General features: G+C 56.9%; 14 protein-coding genes and 3 pseudogenes. 7 read left to right on the top strand and 10 right to left on the bottom strand.

Features of this window, described 5'->3' with window-relative positions; genetic code table 11:
- The first annotated feature begins 4 nt into the window (after window positions 1–4).
- A complete protein-coding gene (locus QA639_RS33895) occupies window positions 5–2,119 on the top strand; it encodes a prolyl oligopeptidase family serine peptidase (protein WP_283088214.1) in 2,115 nt (704 codons plus the stop codon).
- 82 nt (window positions 2,120–2,201) lie between these two features.
- Window positions 2,202–3,173 (top strand): LysR substrate-binding domain-containing protein, encoded by a 972-nt coding sequence (locus tag QA639_RS33890; protein ID WP_283088213.1) that lies wholly within the window; start codon window positions 2,202–2,204, stop codon window positions 3,171–3,173.
- Between the two features lie 6 nt (window positions 3,174–3,179).
- Here the strand turns inward: QA639_RS33890 and QA639_RS33885 are convergent, their stop codons facing one another.
- The 7 genes and pseudogenes from QA639_RS33885 to QA639_RS33855 all read right to left on the bottom strand — a co-directional run.
- A complete protein-coding gene (locus tag QA639_RS33885) occupies window positions 3,180–3,548 on the bottom strand; it encodes a DUF3088 domain-containing protein (RefSeq protein WP_283088212.1) in 369 nt (122 codons plus the stop codon).
- A 16-nt stretch (window positions 3,549–3,564) separates the two neighbouring features.
- Entirely contained in the window at window positions 3,565–4,815 is a 1,251-nt protein-coding gene (locus QA639_RS33880) for an MFS transporter (RefSeq protein ID WP_283088211.1), read from the bottom strand.
- Between the two features lie 279 nt (window positions 4,816–5,094).
- A complete protein-coding gene (locus tag QA639_RS33875; RefSeq protein ID WP_283088210.1) occupies window positions 5,095–7,335 on the bottom strand; it encodes a tetratricopeptide repeat protein in 2,241 nt (746 codons plus the stop codon).
- Window positions 7,336–9,444: 2,109 nt separating this feature from the next.
- Complete coding sequence (gene hemN / locus QA639_RS33870) at window positions 9,445–10,797, bottom strand: oxygen-independent coproporphyrinogen III oxidase (protein ID WP_283088209.1); 1,353 nt, start codon at window positions 10,795–10,797, stop codon at window positions 9,445–9,447.
- 345 nt (window positions 10,798–11,142) lie between these two features.
- Entirely contained in the window at window positions 11,143–11,727 is a 585-nt protein-coding gene (locus tag QA639_RS33865; protein ID WP_283088208.1) for a hemerythrin domain-containing protein, read from the bottom strand.
- A 182-nt stretch (window positions 11,728–11,909) separates the two neighbouring features.
- A complete protein-coding gene (locus tag QA639_RS33860) occupies window positions 11,910–12,593 on the bottom strand; it encodes a helix-turn-helix domain-containing protein (protein ID WP_283088207.1) in 684 nt (227 codons plus the stop codon).
- A 623-nt stretch (window positions 12,594–13,216) separates the two neighbouring features.
- Window positions 13,217–13,432 (bottom strand): annotated as a pseudogene (locus tag QA639_RS33855) (IS21 family transposase); the annotation flags it as partial.
- A 228-nt stretch (window positions 13,433–13,660) separates the two neighbouring features.
- On the opposite strand from QA639_RS33855, the gene QA639_RS33850 reads away from it, so the two are divergent.
- The 3 genes and pseudogenes from QA639_RS33850 to QA639_RS33840 all read left to right on the top strand — a co-directional run.
- The gene (locus QA639_RS33850; RefSeq protein ID WP_283088206.1) at window positions 13,661–14,386 is read left to right on the top strand and encodes a thermonuclease family protein; all 726 of its coding nucleotides are present in this window, start codon (window positions 13,661–13,663) and stop codon (window positions 14,384–14,386) included.
- On the top strand, window positions 14,383–15,141 hold the full coding sequence (locus tag QA639_RS33845; RefSeq protein WP_283088205.1) for a carbonic anhydrase: 759 nt from the start codon (window positions 14,383–14,385) through the stop codon (window positions 15,139–15,141). The genes QA639_RS33850 and QA639_RS33845 overlap by 4 nt, the downstream gene beginning before the upstream one ends.
- A 215-nt stretch (window positions 15,142–15,356) precedes the next feature.
- A pseudogene (locus QA639_RS33840) lies at window positions 15,357–15,846 on the top strand (transposase); the annotation flags it as partial.
- A 67-nt stretch (window positions 15,847–15,913) separates the two neighbouring features.
- On the opposite strand, the pseudogene QA639_RS42150 reads toward QA639_RS33840, so the two are convergent.
- Window positions 15,914–16,045, bottom strand: a pseudogene (locus tag QA639_RS42150) (HAD family hydrolase); the annotation flags it as partial.
- On the bottom strand, window positions 16,026–17,585 hold the full coding sequence (locus QA639_RS33835; RefSeq protein ID WP_283088204.1) for an amidophosphoribosyltransferase: 1,560 nt from the start codon (window positions 17,583–17,585) through the stop codon (window positions 16,026–16,028). The gene QA639_RS33835 and the pseudogene QA639_RS42150, both read right to left, overlap by 20 nt.
- A gap of 912 nt (window positions 17,586–18,497) precedes the next feature.
- Here QA639_RS33835 and QA639_RS33830 point away from each other — a divergent pair.
- Window positions 18,498–18,854 (top strand): hypothetical protein, encoded by a 357-nt coding sequence (locus QA639_RS33830; protein WP_283088203.1) that lies wholly within the window; start codon window positions 18,498–18,500, stop codon window positions 18,852–18,854.
- 635 nt (window positions 18,855–19,489) lie between these two features.
- Here QA639_RS33830 and QA639_RS33820 read toward each other — a convergent pair.
- Entirely contained in the window at window positions 19,490–19,639 is a 150-nt protein-coding gene (locus QA639_RS33820) for a hypothetical protein (protein WP_283088201.1), read from the bottom strand.
- 2,323 nt (window positions 19,640–21,962) lie between these two features.
- On the opposite strand from QA639_RS33820, the gene QA639_RS33815 reads away from it, so the two are divergent.
- Window positions 21,963–22,148 carry a hypothetical protein gene (locus QA639_RS33815; protein WP_283088200.1) on the top strand — a complete coding sequence of 62 codons (186 nt, stop codon included), beginning with the start codon at window positions 21,963–21,965 and terminating at the stop codon, window positions 22,146–22,148.
- Window positions 22,149–22,674 lie beyond the last annotated feature (526 nt).

Here is a 22,674-nt window from a genome sequence, read left to right as displayed (position 1 = left end):
GTCCATGAACAAATCCCTCCTCTCCGCCGCGCTGCCGTCGGTAACCTACGCCACGGCACTTGCGCAAGAGCGAGCTGCCTCGGTGGAAGCTGACGATCCATTCCTCTGGCTCGAGGACATCGAAGGACGAAGCCAATTGGCTTGGGCTCGCGTCGAAAACGAGAAGACACTCGCGGTCCTCCAGGCCGACCCCCGCTATCGGCGCTTCTACGAACAGGCGCTCACCATCCTGCAGTCCAAGGATCGGATTGCAGACGTTTCGTTCGGACGGCGCGGCTTAGAAAATTTTTGGAAAGATGAGGACCATGTGCGCGGCGTCTGGCGACGCACCACGCTAGAAAGCTATCGTAGCCAAGATCCACAGTGGGAAACCATCCTCGATGTGGACGCATTGGCGAATGCCGAGAACAAGAATTGGGTCTTTCAAGGTGGCAGTCGCCTTCCACCTGAAGAGCGCCTCTGCCTGATTAGTCTTTCCGATGGCGGCAAGGATGCCGTGTCTATACGTGAGTTCGACAGCGAGACCAAGTCCTTTGTTGCGGACGGCTTTTATCTTCCGGAGGGCAAGCAGGACGTCAGCTGGGTCGATGGTGACACACTCCTTGTCGCACGGGACTGGGGCGAGGGGTCTTTGACGCAGGCCGGCTACCCCTTTGTGCTGAAGGAGCTCAAACGCGCTCAGCCGCTCGGTGAGGCTCGCGAGATCTTTCGTGGCGAGCCCACCGACGTTCAGACGGTGCCGTTGGTGCTTCGAGACAGTGAAGGACGTATACATGCGACCGGCGCCATCCGTGTCATCAGCTCTGTCGAGTGCGAGTACGTGGTCTTCCGCCCCGATGGGCCCATCAAGCTCAATCTGCCGAAGAAGGCCGCGATAGTCGGGCTCGTGAGCGGTCGCCTGCTTGTGAAGCTTGACGAAGAATGGGAGCCTGATGACGTCAGATTTGGGACCGGCTCGCTGATTTCGTATGACTTAGCCGAATGGAAGCAGGATCCGCTGCGCGCTAAAGCCTCGCTTGTCTTCAAGCCTGGGTCCCGCCAGGCCCTGAGCGGAGTCAGTAGCACAAAGAATTTCTTGATCCTGACAATACTTGAGAACGTTCAGAGCAAAGCGTTCCTCTATAAATACGATAAGAAAGCTTGGTCGTCGACGCCGATCCCGCTGCCGCAACATACAAACGTCAACGTGTCAGCCGCGTCCGAGCAAGCGGACCAGGCGATGTTCACGGTCTCGGACTACCTCAGGCCAACATCAATCTGGTATTTTGATGCCGAAACCCAAAACCTTGAGGAACTGAAGACGACACCTGCCGTCTTTGATGCGTCCAATCACGTCGTAGACCAGTGCGAAGCGACTTCGTATGATGGCACGTCAATTCCCTATTTTCTGGTACGGACGAAGAATGCGAGGTTTGACGGCGCCATCCCAACACTTCTTTATGGCTATGGTGGGTTCCAGGTTTCGCTGCTGCCCTCTTATCTCGGACCCGTGGGACAGCTCTGGCTCGGACAGGGCAATGCCTATGTTGTTGCGAATCTGCGCGGGGGCGGCGAGTTTGGTCCGCAATGGCATCAAGCAGCCCAAGGAGCAACGAAGCAAACGACATGGGATGATTTCATTGCCGTTGCCGAAGACCTGATCCGCCGCAAGGTCACAAGTCCGCGCCGGCTGGGAGTAATTGGTGGCAGCCAGGGTGGCCTACTCGTTGGCGCCGCAATCACCCAACGTCCCGAGCTCTTCAATGCGGCGATCATGCAGGTGCCGCTGTTTGATATGCTTCGATACACCAGCCTGGGCGCGGGCGCTTCCTGGATTGCCGAATACGGTGATCCCTCCATCGCCGAGCAGCGCTCGTGGATTGAAGCCTACTCTCCCTATCAGAAGCTGGATCCGGGCAAGACCTACCCCGCTCCCTTAATTGTCACCTCAACCAAGGATGATCGGGTGCATCCATCGCACGGGCGCAAAGCTGCCGCGAAACTCGCCGCACTGGGCCAGCCTTACTTCTACTACGAGAACACCGATGGGGGACACGCCGCCGCGGCCAATCTCATCGAATACGCACGTCGGCTTGCGCTCGAATACACCTATGCATCGAAACGGCTTTGTTCGGAGTAAATTCGGCGGACCGGGAAGAACCGGGCGCATGAGAACTCAATAATAGCTCATCGCAGTTAACGGCGCCCATTAGGTAAGTCGGATGCGCAAGCTACCTATTCTGAAGAGCCTTCATTTGTTTGAGGCGGTCAGCGAGTTTCCAAGCTTCTCAAGGGCGGCCGAGCGGCTAAACATGACTTCCGGCGCGGTAAGCTACCAGATGCGCCTTCTCGAGGATTGGTTCGGCAGGAGGCTATTCGTTCGCCATAGTGCGGGCGTGCGGCTGACATCCGACGGGGAACAGCTAAAGAGCAGCTGTGCGAGCGCGTTCACCATGCTCGAGAAGGGATGCTATGAGCTACGAAGGAAAGATGCAGGACGTTTCGTGGTGGTGGGGTGCTCAACCACATTTTTGTCGCACGGCCTGTTGCCTCGTCTGGGCGCGTTCCGGCAACACTATCAGGACATTGATTTTGTCTTTGAGACCGAGGCCGATCTAGATGCGCTGGCTGCTGGTGCATTGGATGTATTGTTCGTTTCTGGCCTGTTGAAGCGGCCGCTTCCTGTCCGTGAGGTGCACGTAGCGAACGAGATGATTGGCCCTGTCTGTGCGCCCGCTACGCTCAAGGCGATTAAAAGCCCGCAGGACATTTTGTCTATTCCTCTGCTGCACGAGGCCAACGGATTGGACGCCTGGAGCGAATGGGCCAGCGCGGCTGCAATATGCTTGCAGGGACCGCGCCGCATCGTATTCGACACATTTACTTTGGCTGTAGAGGCGGCAAAAAGTGGGCTTGGAGCCGCCATTTCCTCGCAAATTCTGGTCCAAAGTAACCTTGAGAAGGGAGAGCTTGTGGCTCCGTTTGGCTTTGTGCCGGTCAAGCGCTCAATCTACATGTTTGTCAATGGGAACCGACGAAATATTGCGGCTGTTAGCGAGTTTGAACGCTGGGCACTATCGGAAGTACTAGGCCGGAGTCATCAGCCATCGCCTGTCCCAGGCCGCAACTCGCAAGATCAAGCAGACCGTTCGATCGAGGCTTCCCATTGGCCAATAATGACGTCAACCCGGTGATGACCATCATGGACAAGACGCCACTCTTCCAGGATACAGCGCCGGAAATCCGTGACGCACAGCTAAACATTGAAGGATTGCAAATGGATCGTCGACATAGGCGAGCCCATTCGCGCACTTCGCCTTCTCCGGTGCACGGGCTCCCTTCTCGAGAATGAGAACCGGCGCGGACTGATGATCCTGGCCAAGCCTCTCGATGAGTGCGGTTCGTGGCTTGGCCCAGGCAATCCGACGAACGTCGAGCATCGCAGCGCGGCTTGGAAACGCAGACAGCACCCCGTCCAATAGCAAGCATTGCCAGCAATAGAATTCTCGTCCTGGCAAGGACGGATCTGCAAACGAGCGTTCCAATAGGAACAACTGATCCCATGGCATCGTGTGGATCCCTGAATTACCGATCGACCGGACATGACCCTTGAGAGTGCCTTGATCTCACGACTGCAAAGGTCGCAACAGCGAAAGCGACAAATGCGCTTGCTGCGCATAGAAGCACGATCGTGCCGAAAGGAAGCCGGTCACCTAAAAGCGAAACCGCAATGCCGTTTCCCGCAACCCCGCTATAGGTACAACATTGAAATAACCCGGAAAGGCGGCCGGCTCGATCCGGAGCAAGTGCAGAGACCATGTGCGTGTGGGCGGCAGTCGCGAATACTTGCCCAAAGCCGAGCATTGCGCTGCTGGACGCGATGACCACAGTCAGGCCAGCATCGAGCGACATGATCGCAAGGCATGCTGCAAGCAGCATCGCGGTCCCGGCGACCGTCGGCAAGGCGCCCAACAGGTTGAAAATCGGCTTGACGGCTAGCGCCCCCAGCAGCGCCAAAACGCCGTTGGTTATGACGATAGCCAATAGAAGGCCTTTGTCGAGAACGCCTCCAGTTGTGGCACGTATTGCGGGATAGACATTGATGATGCCCGCGCCGAGATTGAGCAGAAAGACCGCAAGGAATGCGGGATAGAGCGGGGCCAAATCCAGGACAGTTCCGGAAGGCTGCTTCTCAAGGATTGTCGGTGTATTTCTCAACTGCAGCTTAATGCCAAGAAGCACGATCAAGGACAGGATGATCGCCGATAAGTTGAACGCCAGAGCGCCATGTAAATGCAAGTGCTCGGAGAGCATGGCGCCTGCACACATTCCGATCAGATAGGTTAGCCAGTCGATATTGGCAATGTTGCGCAGCACCGAGATCATGCCGTCTTTCGATGTAATACGACGGAAGAAAGAAACTTCTGCAGACAAGTAAACGGGCTGGACCAGACTTAGGATGGCCATTGAGGAATAGCTCAGAAAGGAATCGGCTCCGTCGGTGCCGAAGATGGCGAGCAGCGCGCATATGCGAATCGCATTGACGATCATCATGGCAGAGATCGGGTCACGTCTGTCGACCAGCGGCGACAAGAAAAGGCTCCCAAGCAGAATAGGCGCAAAAGTAACCGCAACGCCGAGACCCGCGGCGCTCATGCCGGATTGGAGGAGACCGATCAGGATGCCAATTCGGAACGCCCAGCCGCCAATCTGAATGATCAAATGCGATAGATAGATGACTTGCCGCGTGCTCGACCCGCTCATTTCTGGCTCGTCGATGTCATCGGGTTCGCTTGATGCGGAAGCGAGAATGACGCCGGTCTTGTTCCGCCACATCGGTGTGATAAGCCCCCAACAGGGTATGACGAACGCTCTCGCAACAGGACGACTGGTCAGAAGGCATCATATCGAGCTCCCCGCCTGTGGTGTGCGGTAGTTCGGGACAAGGTGCCGGCCAGTCCGGGCCCCGTTGCCTGGTCAGTCCCTGAATTTGCAGGGCTTGTCGCGTGACAGGGTTCGCTAGACATTGCCTTAAGCTTTGAGGTGCAGCAACCATCGGCGATACTGCCGCAGGCCGCTCGGCTTCGACGGCAAGGAATGCCATGAGTCGCCAGCTCATGAAGGCCTGGCGGAAGACGCAGAAGCTCGCTCCTGCCGCGAAGCCAAGTCAGCTTGCAGACTTGTCCGGATGTGCTCACGAGTGAGGAGGTAATCCGGATCTCCTCCAATCTCGACAGCGACCGTGGCGTGGTTCAGTGATGTATCTGGCCGGCCCTCATTGAAGTACTCGATAGCGAGATTGTTGTGCGTGGGCGCATGCCGAGGGTTAAGCTCAAGAGCTCGAAGATAGTGCGCGATGCTCTCGTTCGCCTGACCAAGCTCGGAATAGGCGAGACCTAGGTTGCTCAGCAAATCGGGATTCTTGGAGTTGATGTTGGCTGCTGCCAGATAGGATTCCAGAGCGGCTTTCGGCCTATCTTGCCGCATCAAGATGTTGCCTTTCTCGAAGTGAGCGCGCCATTCGTTTGGCTTGATGACAAGTGCTCTGTCGAGATCGGCTAGAGCACCTGCGGCATCTCCCATTCTGTTGCGAAGTGCGGCCCTGTTTAGATGAGCTTCGTAATAGGGGGGGCAGAGCTCAATAGCGTGCGCATATGCCTCTAGAGCCTCAGCTTCCCTTCCGGGTACTTTAGAAAGCAGGTTCCCCAGGTCATTCTGATACTCTCCATAATAGGGATCGTAGGCAATGGCTTCACGCAGCTGCTTCTCAGCCCGAGGAAGATCGTCGACGAGTTCATAGACCTGACTGGTGTTGTAGATAAGAATCGACTGGTGAAGCTTGAAGCGCTCGTCGCCATACGCCTTAAGCATTTTACCATGGCCTTCCGCGCAAAGGCTGAGGGCTTCCTCATATTTCTCCTGCTTGGCCTTGATGTACGCATAGGCATTCTCTGCAAACACCTTGATATAATCGTACTTGTCGTGACCCTTGAAATCCCGTTCGATGGTCTCAAGATTTCGGACGGCGTACTCTTCGGCCACGGTGAGGTTGACCGGCTGCTGATAGCGTCCATACGTCATTGATTGGGCATAGAGCACGGTTGGCGTGTATCGGCTCTTCGGGAATGTCTTGTAGAATTCATTCAAATAGGGAACGGACACCAGGCCGCAGCCGAGCGAATACAGCACAAAAGCCGCGTTGATGAAGGCGGCGTTCACCGGGGCATCTCCCGAACCGTAGGTGCGAAGCGCAGGATCGGCGAAAAGTTCCCCGAAGTAGCCAAACCAGAGGTCATACAGGCCGATGCTTTGGAGGATCAGACTCGGTTCTGCAACTAATTCCAGACGCTTGTATTTGTCTCTTATTGATAGCGCATGAAGCATGATAAGCGGCGCCTCGCCCGTCAGATAGCGGTCGAGGGAAGCGCGGTGCATCTGCTCGTGCAGATGATCTGCGGTCGCCTGCTCGAAGGTCGTATAGTTTCGTTGCGCGATGAGATCAGGAGTCGTGCAATCGGATTCAATGTACGATTTGAGAAGGCTGTGCCGTTCCCCGGTGTTGAGGCTGGCCAGATGGAGATCCACGATTGCGATCGGCTCGAGATAGCCGATGACCGGCAATCCGGCTGCGGCGCATTTGCTTAAGGCCTCGGCGATCAGCGGATTCCCACCACTTGCCTCATAGATCTGCCGCTGTTTCTCCGAAGCGAGATTCACATCCAGGACCGGCCCCAGTTCCTGCATGCTATATCTGCCAAAATGAACTTCGCTGGCGTCCTGGAAAAAGAGGCATTGTTCATAATCGATCAGGAGAAACCGAAACAGACGCGTACCCTTGTCTAGCCTGACGAGGAGCTTGATCAGGTTCTTCGCCGGGGCGGACAGCGCAGCCGCCCGGTCGATGACGAGGATGTGACGTTCGTTGCGCTCTCGGGCACACGTGATCAGGAATTCGGCTAGTCCGACCAAGAGTTTATTTTGATATTCGTGATGATAGAAGCGTGTCCGCTCCTCCTTGCTCGAGGTATTGGTGAGATCCTTCGGCACGCTAAAGGCATCGCTGACCAGGAGAGGGAATAGCCGCTTCAAGGATTGTTGTGCCGCCTCAACCAGCTGTGGGTTATTGTTAGCCGCCCATGTCAGTTCGGCGTCGATCAGCGCTTGCAGCCCCGCAAGGTAGCCGCCGGTCCGCCAGTCGCCGTCAGTGATTGAGATGTCCCAGCCGGAGCTCGCGAGTGCCGATTTGATCGTCGGAACCGGCGCCATGCCCCCTTCTGCCTTCAAGATAGTGATCGGACTGATCTCGACGGAAGATGATATGGCCTGGGCAACGCGCTGCCGGATCAAGTCAACCATTGCACTCTCCGCAAATGTCACAAAGGAGGGGGGTCGAAAGGACCCCCTCCGATGCCGCTATGCTCTCATCAGGTAGATGCATTCAAGGCACTCATCGAACCAACCTAGAGCGTACCCGTGTACGGAGTGGTGGTGCGGATGGTGGTCTTGATCTCAGCGATCTTCTTCTTCATCACGTTTTCCTTCCTTGTCTGACACGCCAGACCAAGCGAAAGCGCGGTCAGTCGTGCAGGAAAAGAATAGTGAGTTGCTGGGCCAATCCGCAGTGAGATTCCTTGACCGTCGCTATCAAAAAAATTGGAGGTGCGGCTCAGATTGGCGCTGGCAAAGGACCCGATCTGGCGCCTGGACCGTTGTGACTGGAGGCTCGGCTTTGTCGCATGGCGCCAGTCTCTTTCTGACTTTGATCCGGCACCTTCGTCCCAACCTTTGCCTCGCGCAGTGAGCCAAATTGGCTGGCAATTGCTTGCCACTCGGGAAGCGCTCCGGGGAGGATGCGCGGTTCAATGGGTATGGCGGTGCTTGGTTAAGCGACGTGCCTTGCGCCTGAGCGGATGAGCGCCGGATATGAGGCCTCGAATCCGCGCGGCCGTACCAGAAGTCGCAGTTTCAGCCATCATCGGATATCAGAAAGCTGCGCGGGTGCTCTCATCAGGATTGAGCTATTCCCAGCGTGCCGATTCAAGCGACTGTTTGCCAACTGACTGTTGCGATGTGTGCTTCGAGCGAAGAGAATTCATTCCATGCTCGGGCTCGCGAACAATCGAAGAAGCAGCCTGATGCCTTCCGATGGGCAGGACTGAGGAGCGGGCAGATGAACCGACGTTTTCGAAGGGGCTCATGCCTCCATGACGAGACGGCCCAAAACTTGCGAAGGGACGAGCTTCTCCTGACGGCCGTTGTCCTCTCCCGCATACAACTTCGCAGACCGAGTTCGCCAACCGCGGCGGCACTTCGAATGCCTCAATACGAGATGAAGCGGCATCGGTTTGTGTTTCCTCTGCTTACCTACCGGGATGGCACGGCAACGGTGCACGAATATGCGTCTAAGGTATCCGTCGCTAATGCAATCGGCACAAAAAAAGCCCGGTCTCCTTTCGGCGGCCGGGCGGAAGTCTCAGTCCGGGAGGAGCGACGCTACTAGGCATCGCACCGACCTCCATTGGCAGAAGGAGAGGCTGCCAACGGTTCGATTGCGGCGAGGGCATGCGCCGCAAACTCTGCAAGCGAATATACTTCTTATCTGACGCTCCTTGGGCTGGTACAATCGATTATCTTGATGGAGAGCATCTAAGGTATGGATATGTGTGAACATCCGAATCCGGGAGCCTTGATTAATCGCTCCTTGTTGGCTTGGTGCACTCCATTCGAACTCTCTGTCCTAATCGCTCGATCTCAAGCCGCTCGCAACCATCGGAGCCATCTATGGTCGGCCTCTCGCCGCGTCTTGAAGCGCTCGACACTTTCTTGGAGCAAAAGGCCGTTCGCCAATAGTAATAGCGGATCAGCCCGAACCGTCCTCCGCATACCGCGCAGCACCTAACTGAACCGTGGTTGGATCGATGGTCGCTGTTGCGCATTTCTCGCCTCCTGTCGGCATTAGGTGGCAGCCTCTCTTTGTGTTTTCCTTGGCGCAGCACCACGCATGCGCGTGAAGTGCGGCGTCGACGCTGCTGAATCGCGGCATGTAAGGGCACGGGGCGCAGACTTGATTCTTATGTGTGCTTGCTCGGCGAATTGTCGTTCGTCAGAACTGCTTCACCGAGATCGCTTACTATAGCGATGTTTTCGTCCTTATTAATGCAATTTTGCGCTTGCGGATGATCGAATACTGCGCTGGGGCACGTTTGCTCGACGAATTTGAGCTGATCCGATGAACACGGCTTCCTTCGGAACTTCTGTCCGAAAAGCTCCATAAAGAGGCTGGCGGCTGTTAGCGGAATTGGAACGGGATGCCAAATCGGCTTCCGGCTCAATGGTCGTGATTGTGGTACGCGAGCATAGGTCCGTCCGGTTATTGTTTCCTGACGCCGATATGCCCGATCTTCCGGTTACAACAACTCCATTCGTCTTCCGGACACGCTATTTCCTCCATTTTAGTGAATCGGTTCAAACCGCCCGACTATGTGTAGCCTCGCACCGCGCAAGATGAGCGTCGAACGCCGCGGCGACGCTCCGGACCAGAAACTGAGCGTCGCTACTTACGTAAAGCCTGCCACCGTCCATAGTCACGACGCCATCCGCGATAAGGCCGTCGATCCGAGGCCGATCGACGATGGCCAGCGTCGGGTCCCTGCCGTGACGGCGAGATATGTCGGCAAGGTCAACGGCCATGTCGCACATGAGACGCTCGATGATCTCGGCTCGGAAACGATCTTCCTCTGTGAGCGAGTAACCCTTGACGGTGGCAAACCGGTCATCGGTGATGCGCGCGAGATAGTCCTTGGTCGCCGCAGCGTTCTGGACGAATCCTTGGGGCGTGCGACCAATGGCGCTGGCGCCGAGACCAACGAGGGCATCTGCGGAATCGTCCGTATAGCCCTGGAAGTTGCGCCTCAGCGTTCCTTCCTGACTTGCAAACGCCAGGGCGTCGTCTGGGAGAGCGAAGTGATCGAGGCCAATACGTACGTATCCCGCATCAATCAAGGCTTCGGCGATCGTTTCGGATTGGAGATATCGCTCGACGCTGTCGGGCAGGGAAGCTTCGGCGATCTTGCGCTGATGCTTCTTGAATGAAGGAATATGGGCGTAGCCGAATACCGAAAAACGGTCCGGACGGAGCTGGACGCACTTCGCCACGGTGTCTAAGCACGAACCGACCGTCTGCAGGGGCAGGCCGTAAATCAGGTCGAAATTGATCCTCCCGACTCCGGCGCGTCGCAGCCGCTCGACCGAAGTCAGTGTCTGTTCGACGCTCTGCAGACGATTGATGGCGCGCTGGACAGCAGGATCGAAACTCTGGATGCCAAGGCTCGCTCGGTTAACGCCGCAATAGCCGAGCGCCTCCGCCATCGGCTCGGTCAATGTGCGGGGATCGATTTCGACGGCGAGCTCGGCATCAGGCCGCACCAGGAACGAATAGCGCAACGTGCCGACGAGATCAGCGAACGTTTCGGGTGTCATGACCGTAGGAGTGCCGCCACCAAAGTGGATATGGGAAATTGATAGTCGTTGGCCAATCGTCTCTGCGACGAGGTAAGCCTCAGTACGCAGTCCTGCGGCGTAAATCGCGATGGGTTCGTTGCGCTTTGTGACAGACGTGTGGCAGCCGCAGTGCCAACACAAGGATCGACAAAACGGAACGTGAAGGTAAATCGACGCGCGCTGCTGGACCCGCAGCGATTTGAGCCACGTTCGGTAGTCCGTTTCGCGCACTGACGATGAGAAATGCGGAGCCGTCGGATAGCTGGTATAGCGCGGCAGCCGATCCTGCCCGTAGGATTTTGCTAAGTCCGATCGCATGCGGAATCCTCTCACTCTCCTAAGCGAGTATTGGACTCGCGGCGGACTAGCTTTGCGCTGCCTCAAAATCTCCGATGTAGCTGGCTGCTAAACGTCGACTCTGAAGCCGAAATTGGTAGGGGATGCCCGCGGCGCATACGTCTGGGATCGAAACCACTGATGAATGGTCATGTACGGGCAATGGGGCGCCGTCCACGAGGCGGAAACCAGCAAGCTTTGCTGGAGATCCGGCGCATTCATCATCGAGTGAGTCAGAATGGATGTAACATCGGGTTATCTTCAGGAGGCCGGCGCGAGGTCAAAATAACTGACCGCCCGTCTTGGCGCCCCGCGGCTGGATGGCCGTCACCCCTGATGAAAACTGACCGGCTGCCGTTCGGCTTCAGCCTCTTGTGCCAATTGCACAATGTGCGCTCTCAGCGCGTCGGCACTCGCTTCGCCTGCCTCGCTGAAAAGCGGGTCCTTACGACCGGTGAGAGCCGAACCGATTTCCATCCAATCCTGAGGAGACAGAGCCTTCAACGCCGCCGGGAAGAACTCATGTTCTTCCCACGTCATGTGATCCCGTTCGCACACGATAAAGTTGCGCACGATGTTGCCAACCTCCTGCCGGAGAATATCGCGATCCGCGAGGACGGCATCGATCGCTCGTGCGAAGTGACGCAAACGATCAGCTCCTTCCTGGTGCTCGCGCGTAAGGTCTCCGAGACTTGCCGCTGCATCCGGATTGCGTATCCTTAGCTTAGAGAAGATCAGGTCTTCCTGCGGATGATGGTACACCTCAGGGTAAACCTGGAAATAGCTGATAATCGCGCGAATTACCTCGTAATCAGGACGATCACCACGCTCAAAAATCTCCAGCTCGCGCTGAAGTACGGCGAGAAGCAGTTCCATATTGCGATGCTCTCGACGCAAAAGATCGACGATCATGCGCTGCTCCGTTGAGGGCCCCCTTGAGGGACCAAAGTAAGGCGAAAGAGATAGCGTCAACCGAACTGAACAGACCTCGGCGCCCCATTGCCGCGCACGTGAATAGCGGCGGCGCTGCTTCTGCAGGCGCAAGGGCCGCAGGCCGACCGCCACGCAAATCGCATGAGTGTGCGCGCATCGACTCAGCCCAAGTTCCGCGTAACGTCATGGAACAGTATGTGGTCGCGCAGCTCGACTCGCCGTGAGCTGGGCAGTGAAATGATGCCCTTCTGCTCGAGTTGAGTGAAGGTTCGCGATACGGTCTCGATTGTCAGGCCAAGATAGTCGGCGATATCCTGTCGTGACATGGGAAGTTCAATGGCTGCATTCTTCGGGGCGCGGCGAGCCATATCGCGCAGGAAGCCCATGACCCTCTGTTCGGCGCTGCTGATTAGCAGGATCACATGGTCTTGAAAGCGGCGTAGCTCCAGCGCAGTCGCGTTCCAGAGCTGCCGGGCCAGATCCGTTTCATGGATTGCGCGGATCATGAGGGCGCTGCGCCTGACCATCAATACCTGTGATTCGCAGATCGCCTCGGCTGAAGCGATATAAGTATCGCCGGCATCGAAGCCGAAGATATCTCCGGATAGGTAGAACGCACCGATCTGGCGACGTCCGTCCTCCAGGATCCGGTAGGTTCGCACGGCACCGGACGTCACTTGATAAAGGTGTTCTGCTGCCTCTTCCTCGCCGTAGATCTCGCTATTGCGCGCGAAACGCATCGGCGTCCCGATCATGCCGAACGGTCCCTCCGTGCGAACAGGGCCTCGCAAGGCGCTGGTCAGATGACGCCTCGTCTGGGCAAAAACGGCAGCGTGAAGCTGCATGTCGGCACCCCATCGTGAGAAGATCGATGGATGCAGATTGGCCGCTGCGGACGAAGCGCGACATTTGGATGTTTCCCCTAAGTAGAAGCCACTAGGTATTTGTACGTAGGCTTTGGTCGGTGGGCCTTGCCAAGGACGTGACGTACTTTGTTTGGTACCCCCATCACCGAGCGAGAGCCAAGAATCAAACCCGCTAAGAGGTCGGCTTGTGACTTCAGAAGGTCGCGGCCCGTTAATGCGCATCACCGAAGGGGCATGGCCAAAGCAGGCGCCGGCGCAATCTGCCACCCGTCTGCGCCGAGTTTTCATGGGAAGGGCACGACGAGAATGACCCAACGGCGGCTGACCAGCCGGCCGATGTTATGGAGAATGCTACTCGCATCGGCGTCGGACGGTCTCCTTCATCAGACAACGATGAAACCGCCAGCGTCGGAAAGGCCGCCTCGTTGGATCTGTCTTGAACTGTGCTCTTCAAAAAGCGCATGGTCTTGCGAACGACATCGCGTTCACCGGCAGAGGCAACGAGAACTCTTCTGCACTCTCACCGCAATTCACCAACCTGGCGGTCAATCGCCGAGACCTCTTGAGGTGCCATAAGAGCGCTTTAGCTCCGGAAAGGGGGGCAGCTTGCCGATCGACGCATTGACCTCGGCGAGGCTGTAGAAAGTGCGATGACGCAGGCGACCGAGCAGCCAGCGCTCGACGATGAGGACGGCTTGCTCGACCTTTGGCCTTGTCGCGCGGCTTGCCAGCCGCGCCGGCAATATGGCGGTGCGGTAATGTGCCGCCGTCTCCGCATAGGTACGATTGGTCTGCGGGTCGTACAGGCTCGCCTTAAGTGGGCATAGAGAGAGCGAGGCCACAAGCACATCGCAAATGCACTCAAAAGAAATCGCTTGAACCTCACGCTGCGTCAGATCGTAAGCTGAAAACCCTCCAGCTTTCACAGAGCAAGCGTCTACGATGCCGGCTAGATGGACGGACCGGTGCAGTCAAGCATTCGAACGTGGCGGCGCCGGATCGTACGATTTCCCGAGCCGATCAATCAAGAGCGAAAGGTTGCAAGAATGAAACACCGCGTAATGATGGCAGCGTTGTTCGCTATCATCACATCTCCGGTTTGCGCGGCCAAACTCAGCGGCTCTCCGCACATCCTCGATGCAAATACAATCGAGATCGAGCAAACCAGGATTCGGCTCTCGGGTATCGAGGCGCCTGAGACTGACCAGATTTGCCTCGATGCCCATGGCCACAAGTGGGCTTGCGGGGTAGCTGCTCGCGACGCGCTTATCAGGTACTCGAATGGGCGAACGTGGGATTGTCAAACCGCTGGAGTCGATAAGTACGGCAGGTCACTCGGCAGTTGCTTCATCGAAGGCCAGGACATGAACGCCTGGATGGTCAGCTCGGGCTGGGCACTGTCATCCGCTTCATCTACCAACATCTACGTTATCCATGAGGTGAGGGCGAGCAACGCTTATGCGGGCCTGTGGTCTGGAGCGTTCATCGCGCCCTGGGACTGGCGGCGCCGCAACAAGGGAACGATCATCGTCGGCGTGAGGTCGGTGCCAAACGACGCTCAGGAACTCCTGCTCGGATCCGCTCTGATATCGGAGCCGCCTTCGCCCGAGTGTCTGATAAAGGGCACCGTGGATCGCAACGGCAAGCGCATTTATCACTTGCCCGAGCAACTCAGTTACGGACAAATCGACATGACGAAGAAGCCGGCCGAACGCTGGTTCTGCAGCGAGCCGGAGGCCGAAGCCGCCGGATGGCGTAGGGCCACGCGATGAATGTGATACACATGCATGCAGGCCATTCCCGGATCATGTCCTCTCCAATCACGGTCGCGCCGTCGCGCCGCTCCTTGTTGCTATTCGCCTTATCGGCAATCATCCTGCCGTTCGACGCCAGTACTGTGGATGCGAAGCATGCAAGTTCGCCGCCCAAGCCTGATAACCTGCTCTCGCCAGATCTTGCGCTGAAGCGCCTCATGGAGGGTAACGATCGCTATGTGCAGGGCGCATCGCGAATGCGCGATCTGAAGCGCGAACGCCAACTTTTAGTCGATGGTCAAAATCCATATGCGGCGGTTTTGAGCTGCGCTGATTCTCGTGTAGTTCCCGAAATTGCCTTCGACAGCGGACTTGGTGATTTGTTTGTGTGCCGCCTTGCCGGCAACTTCGCCGACGATGACGCGCTCGCTAGCATGGAGTATGCAGTCGCCGTACTAAGCACGCCGTTGATCTTGGTACTTGGTCACGATCATTGCGGCGCGATAGACGCCACGATCAAGTGGCTTGACGAGGGTAAGCCGGCGCCGGGGCATATTCCATCTCTCGTTGCCGCGCTTGCTCCTGCGGTAAGAAGATCTCGGCAGCAAACCGGTGATACGTCCGCCGATGCGATCCGGCAGAATGTGATCGATAACGTCAATAAGCTCAAATCGGCCAGCCCGATTTTGAGCTCGGCCGTTGAGCAGAACACCCTGAAGATAGTCGGGGGCCTATACCGGCTCGAAACCGGCAGGATCGACCTGCTGGGCTGATGCTGACGCCTTCGCACGGCCGCACGGCCGTTTGCGGTCAAGTCAGCCTTCGACTACGCAAGACTCGTTCGTCCTTCGGGCAAATGCTCGAGACGTGATCCGGTTCGCGATTGTCATAGCTTCAGTGACCGTGCCCCGCGGGCTTAATCCAGTTTGAAGTTCGTTCTGGCCCCACACGACGGCCAGAGCATGAAGCACAACCGCTTTTCGGAAGGGTCGATGTGAAGCTCATTTGGCCGATTACCAAAGTCCGCGGAAAACCACGAAAGCACCACGTGCCCGATATCTTATCGATTGCCGCAGAACAAATGCTCGTCAGCGCCAAATGGAAAACCGTGAGTTGGCGTAGCGGGACGAAAGGTCGGCTTAAAGCCCAATTTGCTGCTCTCCGTGTCCGGACCGCCGACGGCCCTCTGCAGCGGGATATGGGATAAAGGTCAGCAGCATCTCCCAGGCGACGAAGCCTGGCTCATTGGCGAGCAACGTGCGTCCGGGGAGAAGAAATACTATCTGGCTAACCGTCCGGCGGCGACGGATCTGCGCACGCTGGCCGCCACCATCAAGGCACGGTGGATTTGTGAGCAGGCGCATCAGCAATTGAAGGATGAACTTGGACTTGATCACTTCGAAGGGCGATCATGGCAAGGTCTTCATCGCCACGCCTTGATGACAATGATTGCCTACGCCTTCCTGCAAATCCATCGCGATCAAGCGCCTCAACTTCGTCTTCCGACATTCCGAGGCTTCGATAGAGAAGAGATAGCGGAACGTCGCAATGTTCCCGAAAGGTGTTCATGTCGATCGTCGCATGACCAAAGTGAGTTAGTATGTCATTGGTCGTTTGCAGCAGTGCGTACGAATCATCGAGCAGCGTTCCGTTCCAATCAAAGACGAGGACGGGCATCATGGTCGACCTCAATCAGGGATTGATTCTGATAGGGAAGAGGGGCTAAAAATTCGCGCAAGTTTTGATTTGCGCGTTTCTGCCCCGCTGGGGTCGGCATCTCGAACGTAAATGGTGATAGATCGAAGCCGTCTTGCCGGCAGGGAAGCGACGATACTAGAAGAGGAAACGGCAGATACGTGATTGTGGCTGCGTTGATGGATGCAGCAATATTACTTTCGATGATCTTGAGAGTGTTGGGCTCGATGTTGTGAAAGGGAAGGCTTTGCGTGCGTTGTTCGGGTGGCAATCGTTTCCAGATTTTCCAGAAAGCCAAATCATCTAGTGTGTCTATGCCGATACCATAGGAGTGCGGCGCGACAACAGGTGGCGAACCGATCGCCCAATGCACAGCTCTCGCCCCAGCGGCAAGCAGCATGTTTGTGACGGTTCGGCTGGTATCGCCACGAATGAGAGCCTCGTCGACGATTACAATCGTGGTATTGCCAAGGTGAGTACCCGACACACGGTACTTCTGAGAAATGCGAGACTTTCGTTCGCTGGGCGCACCAATGAGAGTTCGCTGAGGAGATTGCGTTGCGACGACTTCGCGACGCCGGGAAAGCACGCCGTAATCATGGAGGGATGCAAGCAGACCGTCGGCGTAAGGTCCCCCGGTATGCGGCATGGAGGAGACGATCGTGGGTGCGGAGCCTGGCTCCTCTTGCAACCGTTGTGCAACAAGGCGACCAAGGGCGATCCCTATGTTGTAACGGGTTTCGAAATATGACTGGCCTTCGATCGATGTGTTGGGATTTCCTAAATAGAGCGTCTCATAGGCGCAAAGTTTGGCATTGTATCGCCCGCGGCTCACGGAACGGTCAACGCAACGGCCCGTTGTTCCATCTACATACTTGATGTGGCCCGGCACGATTTGTTTTGTCTTGCCCTGTAGTCCGGCGAAAGCACCGTTTTCCGAAGCAAAGAGCAAGAACCCGTCATCTGCCTGCATAGTTTCCAAGGGGCGCAACCCACATCGATTGCGGTATGCAACTAAGTTGAAGACATTCTCGTAATTGACGGGCAGGCCGTGCCGCCAATAGTCTCCTTCGCAGGACCGCTCAATCCACTTGACCAACAGTTCAGAATCTCTGTCGCCATCTAACCTATGGCCCTGGGCAAGCAATTCGCCCCTGAGTTCACGGGCGTTGACCAGGGCGCCATCAAAAGAAATTGTCAGATGGCGGCTGGTACCCGCATTGATGTGAATCGGCTGAAGGAGTCCGTCGCCGCTAGGTTCGCGGCGTCGGCTACGGATATGGGCGATTGCAACATGAGGCCTAAAATTTGGATCCTTTTTATCGTGCTCAATGCGCACTGAATCGCATGATGGCTGGAGCACTTTCGCGTATCGAACGCCTTTCTTGCGCATGAAGGCTGCAACGCAGACCCCTGCCTGCCCACGCAGTGCAAGTCTCGGAACCATGTGCTTGAGCCGATCATAAACCGTCGCCCGCGAATTGCTTGAGGAAGATTGTAAGGCAGCAGCAACCCCGGACATGCAGATCATTCCCCTGTCGCACGACCGATGTCTCGGTCGATCACCGGCGAACGCATTTAGCCGCCATGGTGAGGAGACGCGGACGCGGCTCTCTTTAAGCAAGCGCCGTACCAGTCCTTGGCGACTTCGCTCGTGCTGCCAGGGCGACGGAATTCAAAGACCTTAACCACTTCGTCTACGATGGTCTCGCATCGTCCGCTTCTCGACATGTTGTCTAAAGCGCGACAAGTTAGTACGAAGCGGGCCAACCGCCGAGAGTGGGCCAGCGGCTAACATTGCTGGTCCCAAATGTAAAAGACCTCTGGCTATCCCGGGCATGGGCCGGCCTGCGGAATGCAACGTGACCTGCCAAATACGTCATTGTTGATTCTATTTTTGAGCGAGATCAATCCGGGCGCGGCGCGATTGGCGCAATGGTCTAATTCCAAATAGAGAGGCATCTGTATGATGAGTGTCGCAGTTATAGCGGGCGAGAGCACGGGGATCATGCCGCGCTGCTGCTCAGGTGTAGCGCTCGTTCGCCACGAACTAGCCGAATGCGGGAGCGTTCCAAACCCGCCTAGCGTTGCTGGAGGTCGATCAGCCGGGCTCGCTGGTAATCGACGATCATGGCGACTGGTCGATAAGATTTCGGAGAGCGAGTTACATCATCAGAAGCAACTGAACTGGAAACTGGTTGAAGCGGCTTTGGAAACTTGACCAGAACAGTCTGAGCGTGAATGCATGCGCACATGCTCTCATAAGCTCCTCCCATACATCACTTGGTGAAATTGTTGCGCAGACAAGTGTATACAAAGATCCCGAACGCGTTTGGTACCGCAGTCTCCTTGGCTTCGTCGGCCGCAGTGAATTGCTTGGGTCATGACACTATGGCTGATAGGGGGGGGCGGGAAGGAAAGGCAGCGCCCATTTATGACCGAGAGGACAGTTCAAGCACAAGCGCACGCCGTTATTTGGATCGACCACCGCGTTGCCAAAATCTTCTCGGTAGGGCTGACTGGCGTGAGCGCCTCGGCTGTACGCGCGCATTCGTCAACCCCTCATCACAAAGCGAGTGCGAGCGGAGACTTGACATTCCTCGCCAGGGTCAGTGAAGCCCTGGGTAACTGCACCGATCTGCTCATCATCGGGCCAGGCAACGAGAAAACCGAGCTCATGCAATTTCTGAAAACGACCAGGTCAACGCTCACGGTGCACGTCGAGTCCAGCGATCACCCTACGGAGCGCGAAATCGTTGCGCTGGGACGAAAGCGCTTCCACCTCGATTGAATGAGGAACAGGACCGTGCAACGCGAAGGACTGAGCATGTCCTCTGACCGCAGCGAGGGCAGGTAATTTCCGCATACCACGGCTTCCGGTAAGTTAAGCTAGGTGGCTGCAGTGTTCGCAGCGCGGTCGCCCGCCAGTGCCGGAGGCGAGATATTGCGGTTCGAGGTTGTTGCCCTCAGTGCATTTGTCGTTGTCGTGATAGACGTTTCTCGCCTGGTAGTACCGAACAGTATCGACGGCAACACAATACAGGACAGCCGGTACTATCTGGGCCAGCTGCGCCAATGGGTGGGCCGTACAGTCACGCGTTCTCCGGTCTTAGCCCCGATCCAGCCGCCGATTATGCGGCGGCAGGGGAAGACCAGCCGGTGAATGGTGCTGCCCTCGATCACGGCAATTTCCAGGTCGCGATCAAAGGGGGCGGTCTCGATCCGTTCCCAGGTAATCCGATCGTTAGCACCGGAATGCCGTTCATAGTTGCAGATTGACAAGTTACGCATCCTTCTGAATAGGCCCGACGAGCTCCCCAGTCTGCCGCGCGAGCAGTTCTGCGTCCAATCTGCCCGCGGTCTCGATCGAGCAAGTGGTCTGCCGGTTGCCCCCGCCGTGACGCTATTGCCATGCGGGGGCGGGAATTAGTCGGCAGCCCAGATCACGGCTGCGGAATAATGCCAAGCTTCAGCAGGATCGATCCCGACCAGCCCCAGTCCGTGTCGGTTGGCATCTTCGACGCCGCCCTGAATGAAGCTTGCGCCCGGCGCGCCCGCGCTGGCCATCGCTGTCATGTTGCACATTCTCTGTTGGTTGGAGTCTTCTTAACGCTCGTGAGGCGCCTGTTGGTTGACTGATATGCCTCCACTGGCGCGTTCCAGAGCTTCGCATTACCGAAGCGAGTTCCAGAAAGGGGACGCCCGCACGCCAATTGGGCCTAGCGGCTTTCCCCGATCATGGCGCCGGTCCGCAGGTTGATGAAGTGGGCTCCGCCGCAGGCTGCGCACGTTACAGGGTGCAGGACGTCGGTTCCCGGCTCGGTGCTTTCGTCCGGCAGGAGGCCCTGGACCCGATCGCCCGTATTTGGGCACGAAAAGATGATGGGGCGCCAAGTTTTCCTGTCTGCCATGTACCTGACCTTAATGGGAAGGTGATCTCTATCGGCAGGCCGCAACCGACGTATTGATGCTGGTCAAAAAAGCCGGCGCGCGTCTAGAACGACTTATTGCGTTGTATCGTCGCGCGGCGCGTGAGCGGCTGGCTTTCTCGGAATGTCGCCGGGGGCTGTCCCCAGGAACCTGTCTTGGCGCTGAAGCCGTGGCCTTCAGGCTCATCGCAGCGCCGGTCCTATTTGATGCACGTCAAAAGCCGACGTGTCTCTATGAGCTAAGGGTGGCGAGATGGACGTGAAACATGGTTACTCGACCCGAACACAGCGGTAGTTTCTTCGGAAATCTGATCAGCCGGTTACGGACTATTCTGTCTCGACAGTCCGAGCTGGCTTATTTGAGCCATCAGGATATCGACGTAATCGCGCGTGAGCTCAGACTCTCCACGGCCGAGTTTCGAACATTGGCGCAACGTCCTGGCGTACCCGAGCTTTTAAGTAAGCGGCTCGCACTTGCGGGGCTTCCAGAGCAAGCGTTCGCCGTGCATCATGGCGAGTATTACACGATCTGCAGCGCGTGTGCGGCCCATGTCAGGCCAAACGCCGCTGTGCCGCTGAGCTCAATCAAGAGAACCATGCAAGCCCTCCGAAATGGTGTCCGAATGAACAAACGCTGCGTGCGCTCAATCGCGAAGCCGCCAGCCACGCACAGCGCTTCCTCGATTGATGCCACTCATTCACCCGTCGCTGGCCACAGCGCGGCCCGCGGCTTCCGTGATCCTCGACCGCATGATGGATCGTCCTCAATGACGTAGATCAGCCGACCGAATTGCGAGCTCGCTTGGGGCAAATTCGCCTCGATCGACCCGCTCGGCCAGCTTATCGGGCTACCGGCATTCTATGGTCATTGAAGAGCGGCCATTATGACGATCTCGGTGGCTCGGCCGTGGCGTGCCGTCGCCGCCGCCGAGCCCGGACACGGCCATTTCGATCCAAACTGTCAAAATGAAACCGTGCGACCGCGGTCCGATCGTCAACGCGCTTCGCCGGCGAGCGCCAACGCGAACGTCCGGTTGGCGCCGCCGCGGTTTGAGTGACGCGGACCTAGGACGAATGATCGGCTTGTCATTGATGGTAGCAAGCCGTTACGGTCGTCGACAGTTCAGCTCGTTCGAGTTGGCAGTTGCGTCGCGCTGTGACAGCAACCGGCTCCATAGTCGCGGCATCGAGTAACACGTCGCTATGGCAAAGGAAAAGCCGACACAATTCCGTTCGTTATCGGTCACCGCAAGTCAGATCGTGCGGTCGCGGGGGACACAGAAATATCTCGCCGTCCAAAGGAGTAGCTGGCTAATAACGAGGTGAATGTTCGGCGCATGAGGCAAGCACCTGGCATCGGCGAGGCTAAGCATCACACGTCGCATCGCTGAGCGCGACTGACATCGCTCAACGGGGCGCCTGTTAATTCGCGGTGCAATGGCTCGGTCAAGAAGCGCGTAATCTCTACTCGTAATCGCAGCGATCCGCTCCATTGTAGACCGTTGAGCAGACTGTTGTCGATACTGTTACTGCAACTTCTCGCTTACGGTTTCGCCCGATCTACGTTGTCGCGAGTGTCCTCTTCCCAATCGTTGCTCACATGCGAGCAGCCATGGCAGTGATGTGTCGCATGTCGCCAGCTTTTTGAATGGTGGACGTGGTTAGTCCGCCATACGGAAAAAATGTCAAACCAAGTCGCATTGGTTATCTGATATACGTTTGCAATCCAATCATCTGCAAAGTCTAGAAACATGTGCGGCTTCCTCAGCCAAGCCTCGCCTTAATCACGTATGATTGTCGATAGTTTGCTCGATTATTACATTCGAGAACTAATAGCGAGGCCGTGTCAGAGTCACTTACCCAAGTACGTCACCTTGTAAGTCTGCACGAGTTCCTGTGAGTGGCACTTTTAAGGTCGTCGCTCCGAAAAAACTGTGTTACAAGCCGCCCTCTCACAAGGAGCATTCAGGGTGAAGAAAGTAACGAAGAAACGCATCAAGCGGCGCGAGTGGACCAAAGAAGATATCAAGGAGCTCAAGGCCCATTCGAAGGTCCGGACTCCGGTCATAAAAATATCAAAGGTGACCAAACGCACGATCGGTGCGCTGCGTCAGAAGGCCTTACATCTCGGGATCGGCCTCGGTCATCAGCGATAGCTTACTAAGCGGTACCAAAACTCGCAGAGTAGGGCGGCTGACAGTCCGCCCTTGATCGCTCTTCGAGCTTTGCAATTGCCGGTGAGATGGTCCCCGACCCCAATTCTGCCAGGTCCTGCGCACCGTTTGTTTATGCGTAGTGATGTCGGGCTTCATACCGCTTGCCAGCGACTCTGATCCGCTTGGATATGGAGCGGTATGGGGCGGTTATCGTACCGTCCCTTTCGTCGCGGCCTAGAAATCGTCTGGCTCGTCGGTCGCCTAACAGTGCATATGCCGAATCCGCTGTACACGTTCTTGGCCCGAAGCGTCGCAACGCGTCGACATTCTTTCTCTATCGACGAAGGCCTTCTACGTGAACTGGTCGTGTTAGGGGAATGTCGGTGCAGATTTGGCGGGCCCGGTGGACGTGCTGAGCCACGTGCTGGGCGCGGTGGCCTTCTGACAAGTGCCGAACGCTGACCATCCCGCGGTCCTCCAGACGGGAACGACTTTCAAGCAGGTCGTTCGCCGCTGATCGTGATAG

Origin of the sequence: Bradyrhizobium pachyrhizi (assembly GCF_029714545.1) — a bacterium.
GTDB classification, from domain to species: domain Bacteria; phylum Pseudomonadota; class Alphaproteobacteria; order Rhizobiales; family Xanthobacteraceae; genus Bradyrhizobium; species Bradyrhizobium pachyrhizi.
This window is presented reverse-complemented; position numbering and strand designations above follow the sequence as displayed.

Coding starts and splice junctions, on each gene's coding strand:
- hemN (WP_283088209.1), bottom strand. CDS start 10,797: ATGCGATCGGACTTAGCAAAATCCTACGGGCAGGATCGGCTGCCGCGC.
- QA639_RS33885 (WP_283088212.1), bottom strand. CDS start 3,548: ATGCCATGGGATCAGTTGTTCCTATTGGAACGCTCGTTTGCAGATCCG.
- QA639_RS33820 (WP_283088201.1), bottom strand. CDS start 19,639: ATGACAGCGATGGCCAGCGCGGGCGCGCCGGGCGCAAGCTTCATTCAG.
- QA639_RS33880 (WP_283088211.1), bottom strand. CDS start 4,815: ATGTGGCGGAACAAGACCGGCGTCATTCTCGCTTCCGCATCAAGCGAA.
- QA639_RS33860 (WP_283088207.1), bottom strand. CDS start 12,593: ATGCAGCTTCACGCTGCCGTTTTTGCCCAGACGAGGCGTCATCTGACC.
- QA639_RS33890 (WP_283088213.1), top strand. CDS start 2,202: ATGCGCAAGCTACCTATTCTGAAGAGCCTTCATTTGTTTGAGGCGGTC.
- QA639_RS33865 (WP_283088208.1), bottom strand. CDS start 11,727: ATGATCGTCGATCTTTTGCGTCGAGAGCATCGCAATATGGAACTGCTT.
- QA639_RS33895 (WP_283088214.1), top strand. CDS start 5: ATGAACAAATCCCTCCTCTCCGCCGCGCTGCCGTCGGTAACCTACGCC.
- QA639_RS33850 (WP_283088206.1), top strand. CDS start 13,661: ATGAAACACCGCGTAATGATGGCAGCGTTGTTCGCTATCATCACATCT.
- QA639_RS33845 (WP_283088205.1), top strand. CDS start 14,383: ATGAATGTGATACACATGCATGCAGGCCATTCCCGGATCATGTCCTCT.
- QA639_RS33835 (WP_283088204.1), bottom strand. CDS start 17,585: ATGTCCGGGGTTGCTGCTGCCTTACAATCTTCCTCAAGCAATTCGCGG.
- QA639_RS33875 (WP_283088210.1), bottom strand. CDS start 7,335: ATGGTTGACTTGATCCGGCAGCGCGTTGCCCAGGCCATATCATCTTCC.
- QA639_RS33830 (WP_283088203.1), top strand. CDS start 18,498: ATGACCGAGAGGACAGTTCAAGCACAAGCGCACGCCGTTATTTGGATC.